The organism is Halomonas sp. 11-S5 (assembly GCF_029889825.1).
Taxonomy (GTDB): domain Bacteria; phylum Pseudomonadota; class Gammaproteobacteria; order Pseudomonadales; family Halomonadaceae; genus Halomonas.
The window spans coordinates 124,109-140,474 of sequence record NZ_JARANW010000003.1; the positions used below are offsets into that span (position 1 = coordinate 124,109).

A 16,366-nucleotide genomic window follows, 5' to 3' on the forward strand; every position below is an offset into this window, starting at 1 on the left:
TCGTCAGGGTCAGTCGTCACGCCCGGGAACGCCGAGCTCTGGGTAGCGTTGCAGCAGTTCGTCGATCAGCGGGCGCTCCTCGAAGCGTCGCTGGGATTCCTCGAGCAGGTCGCGTGCGCGCTCCTCCTGGCCCAGCGCCCAGAGCACCTCGATGAGGTGGGCGGCGATCTCTTGGTCGGGCATCGCCGACCAGGCGCGCTCGAGCCAGGGCAGGGCGCCCTCGGGGTCGCCCTGGCGGTAGCGGACCCAGCCCTGGCTGTCGAGGATCGCCGGGTTGCCCGGTTCGAGGGCGTGGGCCCGCTCGATCAGCTCGCGTGCCTCCTCCAGACGGCCCTCGAGGTTGGCATCGGCGAGGGTGTAGCCCAGGGCGTTAAGGGCATGGGCGTTGTCCGGGGCGGCCTCGATGACATGGCGAAGGTCCGCCTCCATGGCGGCGAGGTCACCGTCGGTGAAGGCACGCATGGCCCGCTGGTAGCGCAGCTGCTCGTCGTCGGGGCGCCGGGAGAGCTCACTGTCGAGCAGGGCATCGGCCTGCTCGTCGAGTCCCGCCTCGTCGAGCAGCTCGACCTCCAGGGAGACCAGTTCGCTGTAGTAGGTCTCGTGGCGCAGCCGCTCGAGGCGCAGGAAGGTGCGCGCGTCGAGCAGCCGGTCATCGGCGATCAGCATCCGAGCCGCACTCAGGCGGGCGTTCAGGAACTGCTCGCCCTCGGGCACCTGGCGATAATAAAGCAGGGCGTTGTCCACCTCGTCCTCCTCCTCGGCGATGGCGCCCAGCAGCAGGAAGGCCAGCGGCGGGGCCTCGTCATCGCCGACCAGAGGCAGCAGCAGGCGGCGCGCCGGGGGCAGGTGCTCCTCCTCCAGGAACAGCCGTGCCAGGCCGAGGCGAAGCTCGGGATCGTCACCGTGGTCGTCGAGCAGGGCGTCGGTGGTGGCCTCGGCGGCCTCGATGCGGCCCAGCCGGATCTCGGCGCGCGCCAGCAACAGCATCAGGCGCGGGTCGCCCGGTGCCACCTCCAGGCCGCGCCGCGCCGCCGACCGAGCGCTCGCCGGATCGTCGGCCTCCAGCGCCAGGCGGGCACGGATCTGCCATAGCTCGGGAAGCTCCGGAGCCGCCCGGGCCAGTCGCGCCAGGCGTTGCTCGGCCGCCCCGCGCTCACCGGTGGCGGCCTCCAGCAGGGCGGTGGCCAGTTCGCTGTCGTGGCGTGTCTCGTCGAGGTTGGCCAGGTGTTCACGCATCCTCGCCAGCAGTGGTACCGGGTCGGTCCCGGCCTCGAGGGCGCTCTCCACGAAGCCGGTCAGCTCCTCCTGGGCGCCACGCGAGATGGCGGCCAGGCGTTGCGCCAGGGCGGCATCCCAGTCGCCGCGCTGGATGGCGAGGCTGGAGAGCAGGCGCGCGGGAGCATCGCTCTGGGGGGCCAGGGCCTGCCAGCGTCGTGCGGTGTCCTCGAGCAGCCGGGCATCCTCGCTGAAGCGGGCGGCCAGGGTGGCGCGCTCGGCGAGGGCCGCGGAGCCGTAGCGCTCGGCGACGTCGAGAAAGCCGCGGGTGGCACGCGGATAGTCGCCGCGCTGTCCGGCCAGCTCGGCCTCCAGCAGGCCCGAGAGGCTGTCGGCATCCAGGCCGCGGGTGACCGGGGGCGCATCCGCCATCGGGTCCTCGGCGGGTTCGGCGGCCGAGGAGGCCCCCGGCATGCCTTGGCAGCCGGCGAGCAGAGTCGCCAGCACCAGCGGCGCCAGGGGGAAGCGGCGAGTGATTCGGGGGAGCGTTACGCGGGGCATGCGCGTCTCGTGCCAAAGGACGAGTGGCCAGCATAACGGCTCGCCTCCCCCGGGCAAAGCATGATCCTGATCACGGGATGCCATTGCGCCCCGGACGGGTGGCCTGTGGTAGAATGCGGCGCTTCGAGGATGGGCGGTCCGCGTCGGCGGACATCACCACTGCGCCCCTGCCGGAACCACGACTCGCGAAGACCCCGAACGCATGACGCTTCTTGCCCTGGGAATCAACCACCGGACTGCCACCATCGAGGTGCGCGAGCAGGTCGCCTTCTCGCCGACTCAGCTTGAGGCGGCGCTGGTCGAGCTGCGTGCCCTGCCGGAGGTGCGCGAGGCGGCGGTCCTTTCCACCTGCAATCGCACCGAGCTCTACTGCGTCACCGATGCCGTCGGCGAGCGCGAGATCCTCGACTGGCTGGGTCGTTTCCATGGGCTGAGGGTGGAGGACCTCACGCGCTGTGCCTATCACTTCCACGAGAACGACGCGGCCCGACACCTGATGCGGGTGGCGGTGGGGCTGGACTCCATGGTGCTGGGCGAGCCGCAGATACTGGGCCAGCTCAAGGAAGCCTACCAGACGGCCCGCCGGGCCCGTGGCCTGGGCGGTGAGCTGGAGTGCCTGTTCCAGAACACCTTCGCCGTGGCCAAGCAGGTACGCACCGAGACGGGCATCGGTCGCAACCCGGTGTCGGTGGCCTATGCGGCGGTGAGCCTGGCCAGCCGTATCTTCGGCGACTTCACCCGTTCGCGGGCGCTGCTGATCGGCGCCGGCGAGACCATCGAGTTGGTGGCGCGCCACCTTCACGAGGCCGGCGTGCGCCGGCTCACCGTGGCCAACCGCACCCGCGAGCGGGCCGAGACGCTGGCCGGCCCGCTGGGCGGCGAGGCGATCACCCTCGATGCGATCCCCGAGGCCCTCGTCGAGGCCGACATCGTGATTTCCTCCACCGCCGCGCCGCTGCCGATCCTCGGCAAGGGCATGGTCGAGCGGGCGCTGAAGAAGCGCCGCCATCGCCCCGTCTTCATGGTCGACATCGCCGTGCCCCGGGATATCGAGCCCGAGGTGGGCGAGCTCAGCGATGTCTTCCTCTACACCGTCGATGACCTCCAGGAGGTCATCGAGGAGAACCGCCGGCATCGCCAGGTGGCCGCCGACCAGGCCGAGTCGTTGATCGAGCACGGCGTGGGCAACTGGCAGCACGAGCGGCGGATCCGCAGCGGCGGCGAGCTGATCCGCGACGTGCGCGCCCGCGGCGAGGCCATGCGCGAGCTCTCCGAGCAGCAGGCCCTGGCGCGCCTGGCCCGCGGCGAGGACCCCGAACTGGTGATCCGCCGCCTGGCCCACCAGCTGACCAACCGACTGATGCACCGTCCCACCGTGGCGATGCGCGAGGCGGCCTCCCTGGAGCGTCGCGACCTGCTGGAGGCCGCCACCGCCCTGCTGCTGGATGAATCCACCGACCACCCCCGATAGGATGCGCCGATGAAAGCCACCCTGCGCCAGCGCCTCGATGCCTTCGTCGAGCGCTTCGAGGAGCTTTCCGCCCTGCTGGCGGAGCCCGAGGTGATCAGCGACCAGACCCGCTTCCGCGACTACTCGCGGGAATATGCCGAGCTCGAACCCCTGGTGGAGGCCTGGCGCGAGTATCGCGCCGTGGAGGCCGACATCGCCTCCGCCGAACAGTTCCTCGGCGATGCCGACGCCGAGATGCGCGAGCTGGCCGAGCTCGAGCGGGACGAGGGGCGCGACAGGCTGGAGGCCCTCGAGGTCCGGCTCAAGCAGCTGCTGGTGCCGAAGGACCCCGACGACCGGCGCAACGTCTTCCTCGAGATCCGCGCCGGCACCGGCGGCGACGAGGCGGCGCTGTTCGCCGGTGACCTCTTTCGCATGTACTCGCGCTACGCCGAGCAGCACGGCTGGAAGGTGGAGGTGGTGAGTGCCAGCCATGGCGAGCAGGGCGGCTACAAGGAGATCATCTCGCGGGTCAGGGGCGAGGGGGTCTATGCCCGGCTCAAGTTCGAGTCCGGCGCCCACCGGGTGCAGCGCGTGCCGGCCACCGAGTCCCAGGGGCGCATCCACACCTCCGCCTGCACGGTGGCGGTGATGCCCGAGGCCGACGAGGTGGGCGACATCGATATCGACCCGGGCGACCTGCGGGTCGACACCTTCCGTTCCAGCGGGGCCGGCGGCCAGCACGTCAACACCACCGACTCCGCGATCCGCATCACCCACCTGCCCAGCGGCGTGGTGGTGGAGTGCCAGGAGGAGCGCAGCCAGCACAAGAACCGCGCCAAGGCGATGTCGCTGCTCGCAGCAAGGCTCAAGCAGTCGGCCGTGGCCAGCCAGCGGCAGCAGCAGGCCGATGCCCGGCGCAGCCTGGTGGGCTCGGGTGATCGCAGCGAGCGCATCCGGACCTACAACTTCCCCCAGGGCCGGGTCACCGATCACCGCATCAACCTGACGCTCTACAAGCTCTCCGAGGTGGTCAGCGGCGAGCAGCTCGACGACGTGATCGAGCCGCTGATCCACGAGTACCAGGCCGAGCAGCTGGCGGCCCTCCAGCAGGACGCCGGATGACCCTCGACGATCTGCTGGCGCGGGCGGCTCGGCGCCTCGTTGATGCCGGCTCGCCGAGCGCACGGCTCGATGCCGAGGTGCTGCTCTGCCACGTGCTGGGCGTCGATCGCACCTGGCTCTACACCTGGGGCGACCGCGAGGTGCCGGTCTTCGAGCGGGCCCGCTTCGAGGCGCTGCTGGCGGCGCGCGCCGCCGGCCAGCCGGTGGCCTACCTGACCGGTGAGCGCGAGTTCTGGGGGCTGCGGCTTTCCACCTCGCCGCACACCCTGATTCCCCGCCCCGATACCGAGCGGCTGGTGGAGGCGGCCCTGGCGCATGGTGCCTCCCCGCAGGGACGGCTGCTGGACCTCGGCACCGGCACCGGCGCCATTGCCCTGGCCTTCGCCAGCGAGCGACCCGGCTGGTCGGTGGTCGGCATCGACCTTAGCCCGGAGGCGGTGGCCCTGGCCCGGCACAATGCCGAGCGCCTCGCCATCGGCAACGTCGACTTCCGTGCGGGAGACTGGTTCGCGGCGCTGGACCGCGAGGCCGGCGGCGAGCGCTTCGCGCTCATCGTCTCGAACCCGCCCTATATCGCCGCGGACGACCCGCACCTGCGCCAGGGTGACCTGCGCTTCGAGCCGCACAGCGCCCTGGTGGCCGCCGAGCAGGGGCTGGCCGACCTGTGCCACCTGGTGGGCGAGGCCCGTGCCCACCTCGTCCCCGGTGGCTGGCTGCTGCTCGAGCATGGCCATGGCCAGGGGGAGGCGGTGCGCGACGCCCTCGCCGATGCCGGCTATGGGGAGGTCGCGACCTTACGCGATTTCGGCGGTCACGACCGGGTCAGCCTGGGGCGTCACGTTGAGGGCGAGACTGGAGGGGAGGGGGCGTGATGTGGTACATCTTGGTCAGTAAAAAACGCCACGTCTCGTTGACTTTGCATTCATGAAACCCAAGACCCGCTCGCTCGACCGCATCGACCTCAAGATCCTGCGCTGCCTGCAGGAGAACGCCCGCATCTCCTATGTCGACCTGGCCTCCCGGGTCGGGCTTTCCACCACGCCCTGCCTGGAGCGTGTCAAGCGTCTGGAGCGCGCCGGTATCATCCGCGGCTACAAGGCCCTGCTCGACCCCCGGGCGCTCAAGGCCAACCTGCTGGTGTTCGTCGAGATCAGCCTGGAGACCCAGTCGCCGGCGGTGTTCGACGAGTTCCGTCGCGCCGTGGCCAAGCTGCCGCAGATCCAGGAGTGCCACCTGGTGTCGGGGCAGTTCGACTACATCCTCAAGTGCCGGATTCCCGAGATGTCCGCCTATCGCCAGCTGCTCGGCGACGTGGTGCTGACCCTGCCCGGGGTGAAGGAGTCCAAGAGCTATGTGGTCATGGAGGAGGTCAAGGAGGACTTTAGCCTCCACGTGCCCGATATCGAGGAGTTCGACGAGAAGTGACCATCGATGGATGACCAGGCCCTGCTGCGCTACAGCCGCCAGATCATGCTCGACCCGATCGACATCGACGGCCAGGAGCGGCTGCTGGCCGGCCACGCCCTGGTGGTCGGCGCCGGCGGGCTGGGCTCGCCGGTGGCCCTCTACCTGTCGGCCGCGGGCCTCGGCCGGCTGACCCTGGCCGACGCCGACGAGGTCGAGCTCTCCAACCTGCAGCGCCAGATCGCCCACGCCACCGCCGACCTCGGTCGCAACAAGGCCGAGTCGGCCCGGGAGGCGGCGCTCGCCCTCAATCCCGGCTGCGCCATTCAAGCGATCACCGAGCATCTCGACGGCGCGGCGCTGGCGCGGGCGGTCGCCGAGGCGGACGTGGTGCTCGACTGCACCGACCGCTTCTCCAGCCGCTATGCCATCAACGCCGCCTGCCGCACGGCGCGGGTGCCGCTGGTCTCCGGGGCGGCGATCCGCTTCTCCGGCCAGCTCGCCGTCTTCGATGCCCGCGACCCCGACTCCCCCTGCTATGCCTGCCTCTATCCGCCTGGGGGAGGGGAGAGTGGGGAGAGTGGGGAGGGCGACGAGGCGCTGAGCTGCGCCGAGAGCGGCGTGGTGGCGCCCCTGGTGGGGCTGATCGGCAGCTTCCAGGCCCTCGAGGCGATCAAGCTTCTCAGTGGCGCCGGCACGCCCCACCGCGGGCTCTCCACCTTCGACGGCCTCGGCGGCCAGTGGCGCCACTTCCGGGTGCCTCGCGACCCCGCCTGTCCGGTCTGCGGCCCGGCCTGAGGCGAGGTCGATGGTCGATGCTCCCCGGAGCTGCTCGTCACGCCAGCCGGTCCAGGGTCGTGGCCACGGCATCGAAGAGCCGCTCGAGCTCCGTCTCCGTGCTGGCGAAGGGTGGGCCGAACTGCAGGGTGTCGCCGCTGTAGCGCACGTAGAAGCCCGCCTCCCACAGCGCCAGGTGGGCATCCCGCGGGCGGATGGTCGGGTCACCGTCGCGGGGAGCGAGCTGCACGGCCCCGGCCAGGCCGTGGTTGCGGATATCCACCACATGAGGACGGCCCCTGAGGGCGTGGAGCTTCTCCTCGAACGCCGGGGCGATGGCTCGTACCTGGCCGGGGAAGTCCTCGCGCTCGAACAGGTCCAGGGTCGCCAGCGCCGCGGCGCACGCCACGGGATGGGCGCTGTAGGTATAGCCGTGGGGGAACTCGATGGCATGCGCCGGCCCGCCTCCCGCCGTGAAGGTGTCGAAGATCTCGCGGGAGGCGATCACGGCCCCCATGGGCACCGCGCCGTTGGTAAGCTGCTTGGCCACGTTCATGATGTCCGGGGTGACGCCGAAGGCCTCGGCCCCGGTACGCGCCCCGGCGCGGCCGAAGGCGGTGATCACCTCGTCGAAGATCAGCAGGATGTCGTGGGCGGAGCAGATCTCGCGCAGCCGTTCCAGATAGCCCACCGGCGGCACGATGACCCCGCCCGAACCGGACATGGGCTCGACGATCACTGCGGCGATGTTTGAGGCGTCGTGCAGGGCGATCTGGTCGAGCAGGGCGTCGGCGAGCTCCGCCCCGCTCTCCGCCTGGCCGTGGGTGAAGGCGAGTGCCGGCTGGAGAGTGTGGGGCAGGTGGGTGACGTCCAGCAGCTGGCCGTAGGGCTTGCGGTTGGCGCCGATCCCGCCGAGGCTGGTGCCGCCCACGTTGACGCCGTGGTAGCCCTTGGCGCGGCCGATCAGCCGGGTCTTCTCCGGGCGCCCCTGGAGTCGCCAGTAGGCACGCGCCATCTTCACGGAAGTGTCAGCGGACTCGGAGCCGGAGTCGGTGAAGAACACGTGGTCCAGCCCCGGCGGGGTCAGCGTCGCCACCCGTTCGGCCAGCTCGAAGGCCAGCGGGTGAGCGACCTGGAAGCCCGGGGCGTAGTCCAGCCGGCCCAGCTGGGCCGCCACCGCCTGCTGGATTTCGGCGCGGTTGTGGCCGGCGCCGCAGGTCCAGAGCCCGGAGAGGGAGTCGAACAGTCGCCGTCCGCGGTCGTCGATGAAGTGGCGTCCCTCGGCGGCCGTGATCACCCGCGGATGGGCATGGAAGTCGCGGTTGGCGCTGAACGGCATCCAGTAGTGGTGGTTCAGCGGGCTGGCTCCCTTGCCGTTCTCGACGGCATGGGGGGTAGGGGCAGTCGACGTCTTCATGGTGGTCTCCTCGGTCGGGGCGTGGTCTTGATGAGAGGATGGGGGGTGTGTCGAGTCGATGAAAGGGATTTCTGCTGAGCCTTGCGTGCTGAGCCACGCCTGGGTGATGGTGATTAATTGACGACACCTGCCTGGATTTGCGGATGCCTGCCTGACGTTCACCTGTCTTTTCTTTCTGTGACTTTCGTTATTTTACTTTGGAAACAAAGTTTTGTGAAAATATCGTGGAGTTGCCATCTGATCTCGTGTGGAGCCCGGCATCCTTCAAGGTATTAAATACTTGACAGCTGTTGTGGTGCTGGTGTCAAACTGAGGTGGCCTGCCCGGGCCCGTTCGCCGGGCGAGTGATCCAATAACAACCAGCGCACCGCGCATCACAGACAGGTGTCACGCATGACGACCCCGCCACCACCACCCGCCTCCTGGTATCGCGACTCCATCGCCGTCGAGCTCGGTGACTGCCCTCCGCTCGAAGGCGAGGTGCGGGCCGATGTCTGCGTGGTCGGCGGCGGCATCACCGGCTGCTCGGCGGCACTGCACCTCGCCGAGCGGGGTTACTCGGTGGTGCTGCTGGAGGCCGGGCAGATCGGGCATGGCGCCTCCGGGCGCAGCGGGGGGCAGATCCTCCCCGGCCTGGGTACCGACATCGGCACCGTGGAGAAGGCCCTGGGCCGAGAGCGTGCCCGGGACATCTGGGAGATGAGCCGCGAAGCGGTTCGCCTGACCGCCGAACTGGTCGAGCGCCATGCGATTCCCTGCGAGTTGGCCTGGGGCTACCTGCATGCCGCGGTCAAGCGGCGCCACGTGCACGAACTCGAGGCCTTTCGCGAGCGCATGGCGCGCGATTACGGCTACTCGGCGCTCACCATGCTCCAGGGCGATGCGCTGCGCGAGCATGTGGCGACCGAGGCCTATCCGGCCGCCCTCCACGATGCGGAGGGCGGCCACCTGCACCCCCTCAATTACACCCTGGGCCTGGCGCGGGCGGCCCGCCAGGCCGGGGTGACCATCCATGAGCGAAGTGCCGCCGTGGAGATCCGCCACGGTCAGCCGGTCAGCGTGATCACCGCCGCGGGCCGTGTGACTGCCGACTTCGTTGTGCTGGGTACCAACGCCTATCAGGCTGGCCTCGTGCCCGAGCTCTCCGGCCGCATCATGCGCGCCGCCAACTACATGATCGCCACCGAGCCGCTCTCGCCCGAGCGGGCGGCTCGGGTGCTGCCCCGCAATGATGCCCTGTCGGATGCCAACTTCGTGCTCGACTACTATCGGCTCTCGGCCGACCGGCGCCTGATCTATGGTGGTGAGGTCAGCTACGACGGTCGCGAACCGCGAGGCCTCGAGGCGCGCATGGACGCCAAGATCGCGCGGATCTTTCCCGTGCTCAAGGGCGTGCGCATCGACTACCGCTGGGGCGGGGACGTGGCCATCACATTCGATCGGGCGCCCGACTTCGGCCGGCTTGGCAGCAACGTCTATTACGCTCAGGGCTACTCCGGACATGGAATGGCCCTGGCGGGGCTGGCGGGCAAGCTGTTGGCCGAGGCTATCGCCGGGCAGAGCGAACGCTTCGACGTCTTTGCCTCCATGCCCCACCGGCACTTTCCGGGCGGTGCCCTGCTGCGCAAGCCCCTGCTGGTGCTGGCCACCAACTTCTACAAACTGCGAGACCGGCTGTGAACCGGGCCATCGAGAACCGAGAGGGCACGCCCATGAGCGACACCATCGCGACGGAAGCCACCGAGTCACCGGGAGCGCGCCCGGCTGGGGAGACGACGCAAGCCGAGGCGACCCGAGAGGCCTCCTCCATCGAGATGAAGGGCCTGCACAAGCGCTTCGGCCGCGACACCGTGGCACTGGACGGCGTGGATCTGACCATCGAACCTGGCGAGTTCTTTACCCTGCTCGGCCCCTCGGGCTGTGGCAAGACGACCTTGCTGCGCATCCTCGCCGGCCTCGAGGAGGCCGACGATGGCCGCCTCGCCATCGGCGGCAGGGACATCACCGAGGTGCCGCCCCACAAGCGCAGCGTCAATACCGTCTTCCAGTCTTACGCGCTCTTCCCGCATCTGTCCGTACGCGAGAATCTGGCTTTCGGCCTCAAGATGCGCGGCATGTCCCCCGCGAGACGCGAGGCCCGTGTGGCGAAGATCGCCGAGTTCATCCAACTGGGCGATCTGGTGGACCGTCGCATCGACCAGCTCTCCGGTGGTCAGCGCCAGCGCATCGCACTTGCCCGCGCCCTGGTCAACGAGCCCGACGTGCTGCTGCTCGACGAACCCCTCTCGGCCCTGGACGCCGGCCTGCGTAGCCAGTTGCAGGTGGAGCTCTTGCGCGTCCAGAAGCGGCTGGGGATGACCTTCGTCTTCGTCACCCACGACCAGCAGGAGGCGATGGTGATGTCGGATCGCATCGCCGTGCTGAACGGCGGGGTCATCCAGCAGGTCGGGCCGCCTCGCCAGGTCTACGAACATCCGGTGAATGCCTTCGTCGCCCGTTTCATGGGCCACGACAACCTCTACCCGATTACCGCTCGCGACGGCGGCCGGCTGACCACGTCGCTGGGCGAACTCACCGCCGAGGAGGCCGGGCAGGGCGAGCTCTTGCTGATCCGTCCCGAGACCCTGGACCTGCTGCCCGGCGAGGTGGCGGGCGAGAACCACCTGCCCGCCGTGGTAAGCGAGCGGCTCTACCGCGGCAGCCATGCCGAGTATCGCCTCGAGATCGGCGCAAGCACCCTGCAGGCAACCCTCAACAACAGGGGCAGGCACCTGCCCGAGGTGGGGGATCGGGTCACGGTCTCGGTGGCCCCCGAAGACCTTGTCACCCTGAGCGAGTGAGGAGACGCACATGGCCTACACCGGCGTAACGCCCTCCGCCCGCAGCCGTGGCATGGTGCGGGAATCACGGCACCTGCTGTTCACCGTGGCCCCGGGGGCCACCTGGATCGTCATCTTCCTGGTGCTGCCCAGCGCCTACCTGATGGGCGTGGCCTTCATGACCAACGGCCCCTATGGCCTGCCGGAGATGCCGCTGTCGCTGGAGTCCTTCCGGCGCCTGGCGGGCTTCGGTTTCCTGGGCTGGAGCCCCGGCAACCTCTATACCCTGCTGCGCTCGCTGTGGCAGACGCTGGTTTCCACCGGCCTGGTGGTGGTCGTCGCCTATCCCATCGCCTACTACATCAGCACCTGCCGCGCCAGATGGCGGCCGATCATGCTGCTGCTGGTAGTGGTGCCGAGCTGGACCAACCAGGTGATCCGCACCTTCGGCTGGATGAACCTGCTCGCCCCGGGCACGCCGCTGTCCAACCTGGCCGAGAGCCTCGGTTTCATTGCCCCCAACATGGGGCTCTACCCGTCGAACTTCGCGGTGACCCTGGGCCTGGTCTACAACTTCCTGCCGTTCATGGTGTTGCCGCTCTACGCCGCCTTCGAGAAGCTCGACACCGCCCAGGTGGAGGCCGCCCAGGACCTCTTCGCCTCGCCGGTGCGGGCCTTCTGGCACGCCGTCTTCCCCCAGACCCTGCCGGGGCTGCTGGCCGGCATCGTGCTGGTGGCGATCCCTGCCTTCGGCATGTACGTGATCCCCGAGCTGCTCGGCGGCGGCAAGGGCATGATGCTCGGCAACCTGGTGGCCAACCAGTTCGCCGGCGGGGCCAACTGGCCGCTGGGCGCGGCTGGCGCGATCCTGATGCTGATCGCCACCTTCGTGGGGCTGTTCGCCATGCGTCGCATCGGCAAACGCCTGGGTGGCGGCGAGGAGGTGGTGATATGAGAAAGCGCACGCTCAAGCGCGGCCTGACCGGCTTCTGGTGGTTCACTCTGGCCTTCCTGTATCTGCCGCTCGCCGTGGTGGTGCTGTTCTCCTTCAATGCCTCCAACAGTGCGGCCACCTTCACCGGCATCTCGCTGCGCTGGTATGGCCGCCTGATGGGCAACGAAGAGATCCTCTCGGCCTTCGCCAACAGCATGATCCTGGCGATCACTTCGTCGGTGATCGCGCTGGGGGTCGGCTGCCTGATCGGCTACGGCATGTATCGCCATCGCCACCGCAAGCTGGGGTGGCTGATCGTGCTGATCTACCTGCCCATCGTGCTGCCCGACATCGTCTTCGGTATCTCGGAGATGACCTTCTTCGTGCAGATCCATCGCCTGACGGGATTGCTGCAGCCGGGCCTCGGCACCATGATCATCGCCCACATCACCTTCCAGATCCCCTTCGTGGCGCTGATCGTCTACTCGCGCTTCGTGGGTCTGGATCCGACGCTCTTCGAGGCCGCCAAGGATCTCTACGCCACGCCGGTCAAGCGGGTCGTGCATTTCATGCTTCCGACCATCAAGCCAGCGTTGATCTCGGCGTTCTTCCTCTCCTTTACGCTGTCGGTGGATGACTTCGTGATCAGTTTCTTCACCGCGGGGCCGGAGAGCGCGACCCTGCCCATCTACATCTGGGGAGCGATCAAGAAGGGCGTGTCGCCCGAGATCAATGCCATCGCCACGCTGATGATCGGCGCGGTGGCCCTTGCCGCCCTCATCAGTCTGGTGTTCAGCCGTCGCCGGCAGGCATGAGCCGGCCAACCCTTCCCTTAGGGGAAACGAGGAGAGTCCGAGATGACAATCAACAAGACCGCACTTGCCCTGTCCGTCGGCGCTGCGTTGCTGGCCGGCAGCGTCCAGGCCCAGGAGAACAAGCTTTACCTGTTCAACTGGACCGAATACATGGACCCCGAGATCATCGAGGCCTTCGAGGAGAAGTACGACGTCGACGTCGTGCAGAACTACTTCAACTCGCTGCCCGAGATGTTCGCCAAGCTCAATGCCGGCGGGGTCTCGCAGTACGACATCATCGTGCCGTCCAACTACTATGTGCCGCGTCTGATCCAGACCGGCCTGGTGCAGAAGCTCGACAAGTCGAAGCTCGATAATCTCGACAACGTCATGCAGCAGTTCCAGGATCCGGCCTACGACCCGGGGGCCGAGTACACCGCCCCCTACCAGTGGGGCACCACCGGGGTGGTCTACAACACCGAGACCTTCCCAGACGCGCCCAAGAGCTGGTCGCTGCTGTTCGATCCCGAGGTCAATCCCGACCATCCCTTCGCCCTGATGGGCGATGGCCAGGTGAGCCTCGGTGGCGCCTGCGCCTACCTGGGGCACGGCTACGACTGCACCGATCCTGAGGCCTGGAAGGAGGCCGCGCGCCTGCTGATCGACACCAAGGGGCGCGACACCTTCAGCGGCTTTACCGATGGCACCCCGGCGCTGCAGCAGCTGGCCCGCGGCGTCACCCATGTGGGGCTCTCCTACAATGGCGACTACCTCTTCTTCAAGGATGAGAACCCGGAGTCCTTCGAGAACCTCGCGTTCATGATCCCCGACGAGGGCGCCGAGATGTGGGTGGACTCGATGCTCATCCCCGCCAAGGCCCCCAACCCGGACATGGCGCACAAGTTCATCGACTTCATCCTCGACGCCGAGGTGGGCGCCCAGCTCTCCAACTACAACTACTACGCCAGCCCCAATGCGGCCGCCAAGCCCTACCTGGACGCGGTGCTGATCGAGCCGCCTGTCCAGCCCAGTGAGGCGGACATGGAGCGACTGCGCTTCACCCCCAGCCTGGAAGGCGATGCCCTGCAGACCTTCCAGCAGCTGTGGTCCGAGGTCCAGTCTCGCTGAGCGCAGGGCCCCCGGCATCGGGCCGGGGGCTCGCCATTCCGAGCAAGGAAATTTCCCATGAGTAACCGACAGGAGCAGCCGCTCCTCAACGACTGGTTCCAGAGTTACGGCATCACCGAGGTCGAGTGCCTGGTCAGCGACCTGACCGGCATCCTCAAGGGCAAGATCATGCCCGCCGGCAAGTACCTCAACGGTGGCCGCCCGCGGCTTCCCGACTCGATCTTCATCCAGACCGTCACTGGCGGCTATCCGGACGACGAGGACATCCGCTTCTGGAATCCCGCCGAACGGGACATGGAACTGGTGCCCGATGCGAATGCCATCTATCTGGTGCCCTGGGCCGAGGATCCCACGGCACAGATCATCCATGACTGCTTCTACCTGACCGGCGAGCCGGTGGAGCTGGCGCCACGTTATGTGCTCAAGCGGGTGCTGGAGCTCTATGCCGCCCGCGGCTGGACGCCGGTGATCGCCCCGGAGGTGGAGTTCTACCTGGTCAAGACCAATACCGACTCCGACTACCCCCTGGAGCCGCCGATCGGTCGTACCGGTCGCCAGGAGAGCAGCCGCCAGTCGTTCTCCATCGACGCGGTCAACGAGTTCGATCCGCTGTTCGAGGAGATGTACGACTACTGCGAGGCCATGAACCTGGACCTCGACACCCTGATCCACGAGGAGGGGGCCGGTCAGATGGAGGTCAACTTCCAGCACGGCGACCCTCTCTATCTGGCCGATCAGGTCGTGATGTTCAAGCGCACCCTGCGTGAGACCGCGCTGCGCCACGGCATGTATGCCACCTTCATGGCCAAGCCCATGGCCAATGAGCCGGGCAGCTCCATGCATATCCACCAGAGCCTCCTCGACGCCAAGGATGGGCACAATGTCTTCGCCGACGCGGACGGCCAGCCCAGTAAGCTATTCCACCACTTCATCGGCGGCCTGCAGCGCTACCTGCCCGCGGTGATGCCGCTGCTGGCGCCCAACGTCAACTCCTACCGCCGGCTGATGCGCACCGAGACCAGCGGCTCGGCACCGATCAATGTGGAGTGGGGCATGGACAACCGCACGGTGGGGCTGCGGGTGCCGGTCTCCACCCCCGAGGCGACGCGGGTCGAGAACCGTCTGGCGGGCGCGGATGCCAACCCCTACCTGGTGATGGCGGCGTCGCTGGCCTGCGGCTATCTGGGCCTGATGGGACACCTCGAGGCGCGCCCGCCGATGGTGGGCTCCGCCTGGTCCGGCGGCAACAAGCTGCCCGACGACATCGGCCCGGCGCTGGACCTGCTGCACGACAGCCAGCCCCTGGCCGACATCCTCGGCGAGCGCTTCATCCATAGCTACCTGGCGGTCAAGCGTGCCGAGCATCGCGCCTACTTCCAAGTCATCAGCTCCTGGGAACGCGAGCATCTGTTGTTGAGGGTATGACCCATGTCCATGTCATTAATCAGTGATCACGCCGCGTCCTGGTACGCTGCCACCGCCAACGCCGCACCCGAGCGAGCTGCCCTGGAGGGCGAGGTAGCCTGCGACGTCTGCGTGGTGGGCGCCGGCTTCACCGGTATTTCCGCCGCCTTGCACCTGGCCGAGTGTGGCCTCTTGGTGGTGGTGCTGGAAGCGGTGAGGGTCGGCTATGGCGCCTCGGGTCGCAATGGTGGCCAGATCGTCAACAGCTACAGCCGCGACCTGGACGTCATCGAGGAGAAGTACGGCGCCGATACTGCCCGAGCCCTGGGCGACATGGCCTTCGAGGGCAACCGCATCATCCGCGAGCGGGTCGAGCGCTACGCCATCGACTGTGACCTCAAGGACGGCAATCTCTTCGCCGCCTGCAACGTCAGGCAGATGCAGGGGCTGCGCGAGCACAAGGCGCTGTGGGAGCGCTATGGCTATCGGGAGCTCGAACTGCTGGAAGGCGAGGCAGTGACGCGCGAGGTCAACTCCCAGCGCTACACCGGCGCCCTGGTGGACCACGGCGGCGGCCACCTGCACCCGCTCAACCTGGTGCTGGGCCAGGCGGCGGCCGTCGAGTCGCTGGGCGGGCGCATCTTCGAAGCGTCGCCGGTCACTGGCGTGGAGCACGGCGAGCCGGTGCTGGTGCGCACCGCCCGCGGCCGCGTGAGGGCCGAGCGGGTGGTGATGGCCGGCAATGCCTACCTCAAGGGCGTGCTGCCGGAGATCGAGGGCCGGTCGATGCCCTGCGGCACCCAGATCATCACCACCGAGCCGCTGGGCGAGGAGCGGGCCCGCGCCCTCATCCCCAATGGCCTGGCGGTGGAGGACTGCAACTATCTGCTCGACTATTACCGCCTCACCGCCGACAACCGACTGCTCTATGGCGGTGGCGTCAATTACGGCGGCAGCGACCCGGCCGACATCGAGGGTGTCATCCGGCCCAAGTTGCTCACGACCTTCCCGTCGCTCGACGACGTCAAGGTGGACTTCGCCTGGAGCGGCACCTTCCTGATGACGCTCAACCGCCTGCCGCAGTTCGGGGTGGTCAACGACAACGTCTACTATGCCCAGGGCTACTCGGGGCACGGCGTCACCTGTACCCACCTGGCCGGGCGGCTGATCGCCGAGGTGATGACGGGGCGCGAGGAACGCTTCGATGCCTTCGCCGGCCTGCCCCAGCTGCCGTTTCCCGGCGGCCGCCTGCTGCGGGTACCGCTGTCGGCCATCGGCGCATGGTACTACCAGACCCGCGACAAGCTCGGGGTCTGAGCACCCCCCCGTGCCTTGCCT

General features: G+C 68.3%; 14 protein-coding genes. 12 read left to right on the plus strand and 2 right to left on the minus strand.

All coding sequences use genetic code 11. The annotated features are described in order from the left end of the window. Window positions 1-9: 9 nt before the first annotated feature. Window positions 10-1,776 carry a tetratricopeptide repeat protein gene (locus OP497_RS03635; RefSeq protein ID WP_280546589.1) on the minus strand — a complete coding sequence of 589 codons (1,767 nt, stop codon included), beginning with the start codon at window positions 1,774-1,776 and terminating at the stop codon, window positions 10-12. Window positions 1,777-1,978: 202 nt separating this feature from the next. On the opposite strand from OP497_RS03635, the gene hemA reads away from it, so the two are divergent. From hemA to moeB, 5 genes are read left to right on the plus strand one after another with little or no spacing between them, the layout of a single operon-like run. Then, the gene (hemA, locus tag OP497_RS03640) at window positions 1,979-3,247 is read left to right on the plus strand and encodes a glutamyl-tRNA reductase (protein WP_280546591.1); all 1,269 of its coding nucleotides are present in this window, start codon (window positions 1,979-1,981) and stop codon (window positions 3,245-3,247) included. Between the two features lie 9 nt (window positions 3,248-3,256). Beyond that, window positions 3,257-4,351, plus strand: coding sequence for a peptide chain release factor 1 (gene prfA / locus OP497_RS03645; protein WP_280546592.1), 1,095 nt, complete (start codon window positions 3,257-3,259; stop codon window positions 4,349-4,351). Beyond that, window positions 4,348-5,223: a peptide chain release factor N(5)-glutamine methyltransferase gene (gene prmC, locus OP497_RS03650; protein WP_280546594.1), complete on the plus strand. Its 876-nt coding sequence runs from the start codon at window positions 4,348-4,350 to the stop codon at window positions 5,221-5,223. The genes prfA and prmC overlap by 4 nt, the downstream gene beginning before the upstream one ends. 52 nt (window positions 5,224-5,275) lie before the next feature. Then, on the plus strand, window positions 5,276-5,776 hold the full coding sequence (locus OP497_RS03655) for an Lrp/AsnC ligand binding domain-containing protein (protein WP_280546595.1): 501 nt from the start codon (window positions 5,276-5,278) through the stop codon (window positions 5,774-5,776). 6 nt (window positions 5,777-5,782) lie between these two features. Beyond that, window positions 5,783-6,553 (plus strand): molybdopterin-synthase adenylyltransferase MoeB, encoded by a 771-nt coding sequence (gene moeB, locus OP497_RS03660; RefSeq protein ID WP_280546596.1) that lies wholly within the window; start codon window positions 5,783-5,785, stop codon window positions 6,551-6,553. Between the two features lie 37 nt (window positions 6,554-6,590). Here moeB and OP497_RS03665 read toward each other — a convergent pair whose 3' ends face one another. Next, window positions 6,591-7,949 (minus strand): aspartate aminotransferase family protein, encoded by a 1,359-nt coding sequence (locus tag OP497_RS03665; RefSeq protein WP_280546597.1) that lies wholly within the window; start codon window positions 7,947-7,949, stop codon window positions 6,591-6,593. 393 nt (window positions 7,950-8,342) lie between these two features. Here OP497_RS03665 and OP497_RS03670 point away from each other — a divergent pair, with 393 nt between their 5' ends. From OP497_RS03670 to OP497_RS03700, 7 genes are read left to right on the plus strand one after another with little or no spacing between them, the layout of a single operon-like run. Beyond that, window positions 8,343-9,629 carry an FAD-binding oxidoreductase gene (locus OP497_RS03670; RefSeq protein WP_280546598.1) on the plus strand — a complete coding sequence of 429 codons (1,287 nt, stop codon included), beginning with the start codon at window positions 8,343-8,345 and terminating at the stop codon, window positions 9,627-9,629. Window positions 9,630-9,661: 32 nt separating this feature from the next. Beyond that, on the plus strand, window positions 9,662-10,789 hold the full coding sequence (locus OP497_RS03675) for an ABC transporter ATP-binding protein (protein WP_280546599.1): 1,128 nt from the start codon (window positions 9,662-9,664) through the stop codon (window positions 10,787-10,789). Window positions 10,790-10,799: 10 nt separating this feature from the next. Beyond that, the gene (locus OP497_RS03680) at window positions 10,800-11,723 is read left to right on the plus strand and encodes an ABC transporter permease (protein ID WP_280546600.1); all 924 of its coding nucleotides are present in this window, start codon (window positions 10,800-10,802) and stop codon (window positions 11,721-11,723) included. Then, window positions 11,720-12,517: an ABC transporter permease gene (locus tag OP497_RS03685; protein WP_280546602.1), complete on the plus strand. Its 798-nt coding sequence runs from the start codon at window positions 11,720-11,722 to the stop codon at window positions 12,515-12,517. Before OP497_RS03680 ends, OP497_RS03685 begins: the two co-directional genes overlap by 4 nt. A 42-nt stretch (window positions 12,518-12,559) precedes the next feature. Further along, window positions 12,560-13,624, plus strand: coding sequence for a spermidine/putrescine ABC transporter substrate-binding protein (locus tag OP497_RS03690; RefSeq protein WP_280546604.1), 1,065 nt, complete (start codon window positions 12,560-12,562; stop codon window positions 13,622-13,624). A gap of 57 nt (window positions 13,625-13,681) precedes the next feature. Continuing rightward, window positions 13,682-15,049, plus strand: a complete 1,368-nt coding sequence (locus OP497_RS03695; protein WP_280546606.1) for a glutamine synthetase family protein — start codon at window positions 13,682-13,684, stop codon at window positions 15,047-15,049. A gap of 3 nt (window positions 15,050-15,052) precedes the next feature. Beyond that, window positions 15,053-16,345 (plus strand): FAD-binding oxidoreductase, encoded by a 1,293-nt coding sequence (locus tag OP497_RS03700; RefSeq protein ID WP_280546607.1) that lies wholly within the window; start codon window positions 15,053-15,055, stop codon window positions 16,343-16,345. Window positions 16,346-16,366 lie beyond the last annotated feature (21 nt).

Excerpts from the sequence above, each read along its gene's own strand:
- OP497_RS03635 (WP_280546589.1), bottom strand. The coding sequence starts at position 1,776 with ATGCCCCGCGTAACGCTCCCCCGAATCACTCGCCGCTTCCCCCTGGCG.
- hemA (WP_280546591.1), top strand. The coding sequence starts at position 1,979 with ATGACGCTTCTTGCCCTGGGAATCAACCACCGGACTGCCACCATCGAG.
- prfA (WP_280546592.1), top strand. The coding sequence starts at position 3,257 with ATGAAAGCCACCCTGCGCCAGCGCCTCGATGCCTTCGTCGAGCGCTTC.
- prmC (WP_280546594.1), top strand. The coding sequence starts at position 4,348 with ATGACCCTCGACGATCTGCTGGCGCGGGCGGCTCGGCGCCTCGTTGAT.
- OP497_RS03655 (WP_280546595.1), top strand. The coding sequence starts at position 5,276 with ATGAAACCCAAGACCCGCTCGCTCGACCGCATCGACCTCAAGATCCTG.
- moeB (WP_280546596.1), top strand. The coding sequence starts at position 5,783 with ATGGATGACCAGGCCCTGCTGCGCTACAGCCGCCAGATCATGCTCGAC.
- OP497_RS03665 (WP_280546597.1), bottom strand. The coding sequence starts at position 7,949 with ATGAAGACGTCGACTGCCCCTACCCCCCATGCCGTCGAGAACGGCAAG.
- OP497_RS03670 (WP_280546598.1), top strand. The coding sequence starts at position 8,343 with ATGACGACCCCGCCACCACCACCCGCCTCCTGGTATCGCGACTCCATC.
- OP497_RS03675 (WP_280546599.1), top strand. The coding sequence starts at position 9,662 with ATGAGCGACACCATCGCGACGGAAGCCACCGAGTCACCGGGAGCGCGC.
- OP497_RS03680 (WP_280546600.1), top strand. The coding sequence starts at position 10,800 with ATGGCCTACACCGGCGTAACGCCCTCCGCCCGCAGCCGTGGCATGGTG.
- OP497_RS03685 (WP_280546602.1), top strand. The coding sequence starts at position 11,720 with ATGAGAAAGCGCACGCTCAAGCGCGGCCTGACCGGCTTCTGGTGGTTC.
- OP497_RS03690 (WP_280546604.1), top strand. The coding sequence starts at position 12,560 with ATGACAATCAACAAGACCGCACTTGCCCTGTCCGTCGGCGCTGCGTTG.
- OP497_RS03695 (WP_280546606.1), top strand. The coding sequence starts at position 13,682 with ATGAGTAACCGACAGGAGCAGCCGCTCCTCAACGACTGGTTCCAGAGT.
- OP497_RS03700 (WP_280546607.1), top strand. The coding sequence starts at position 15,053 with ATGTCCATGTCATTAATCAGTGATCACGCCGCGTCCTGGTACGCTGCC.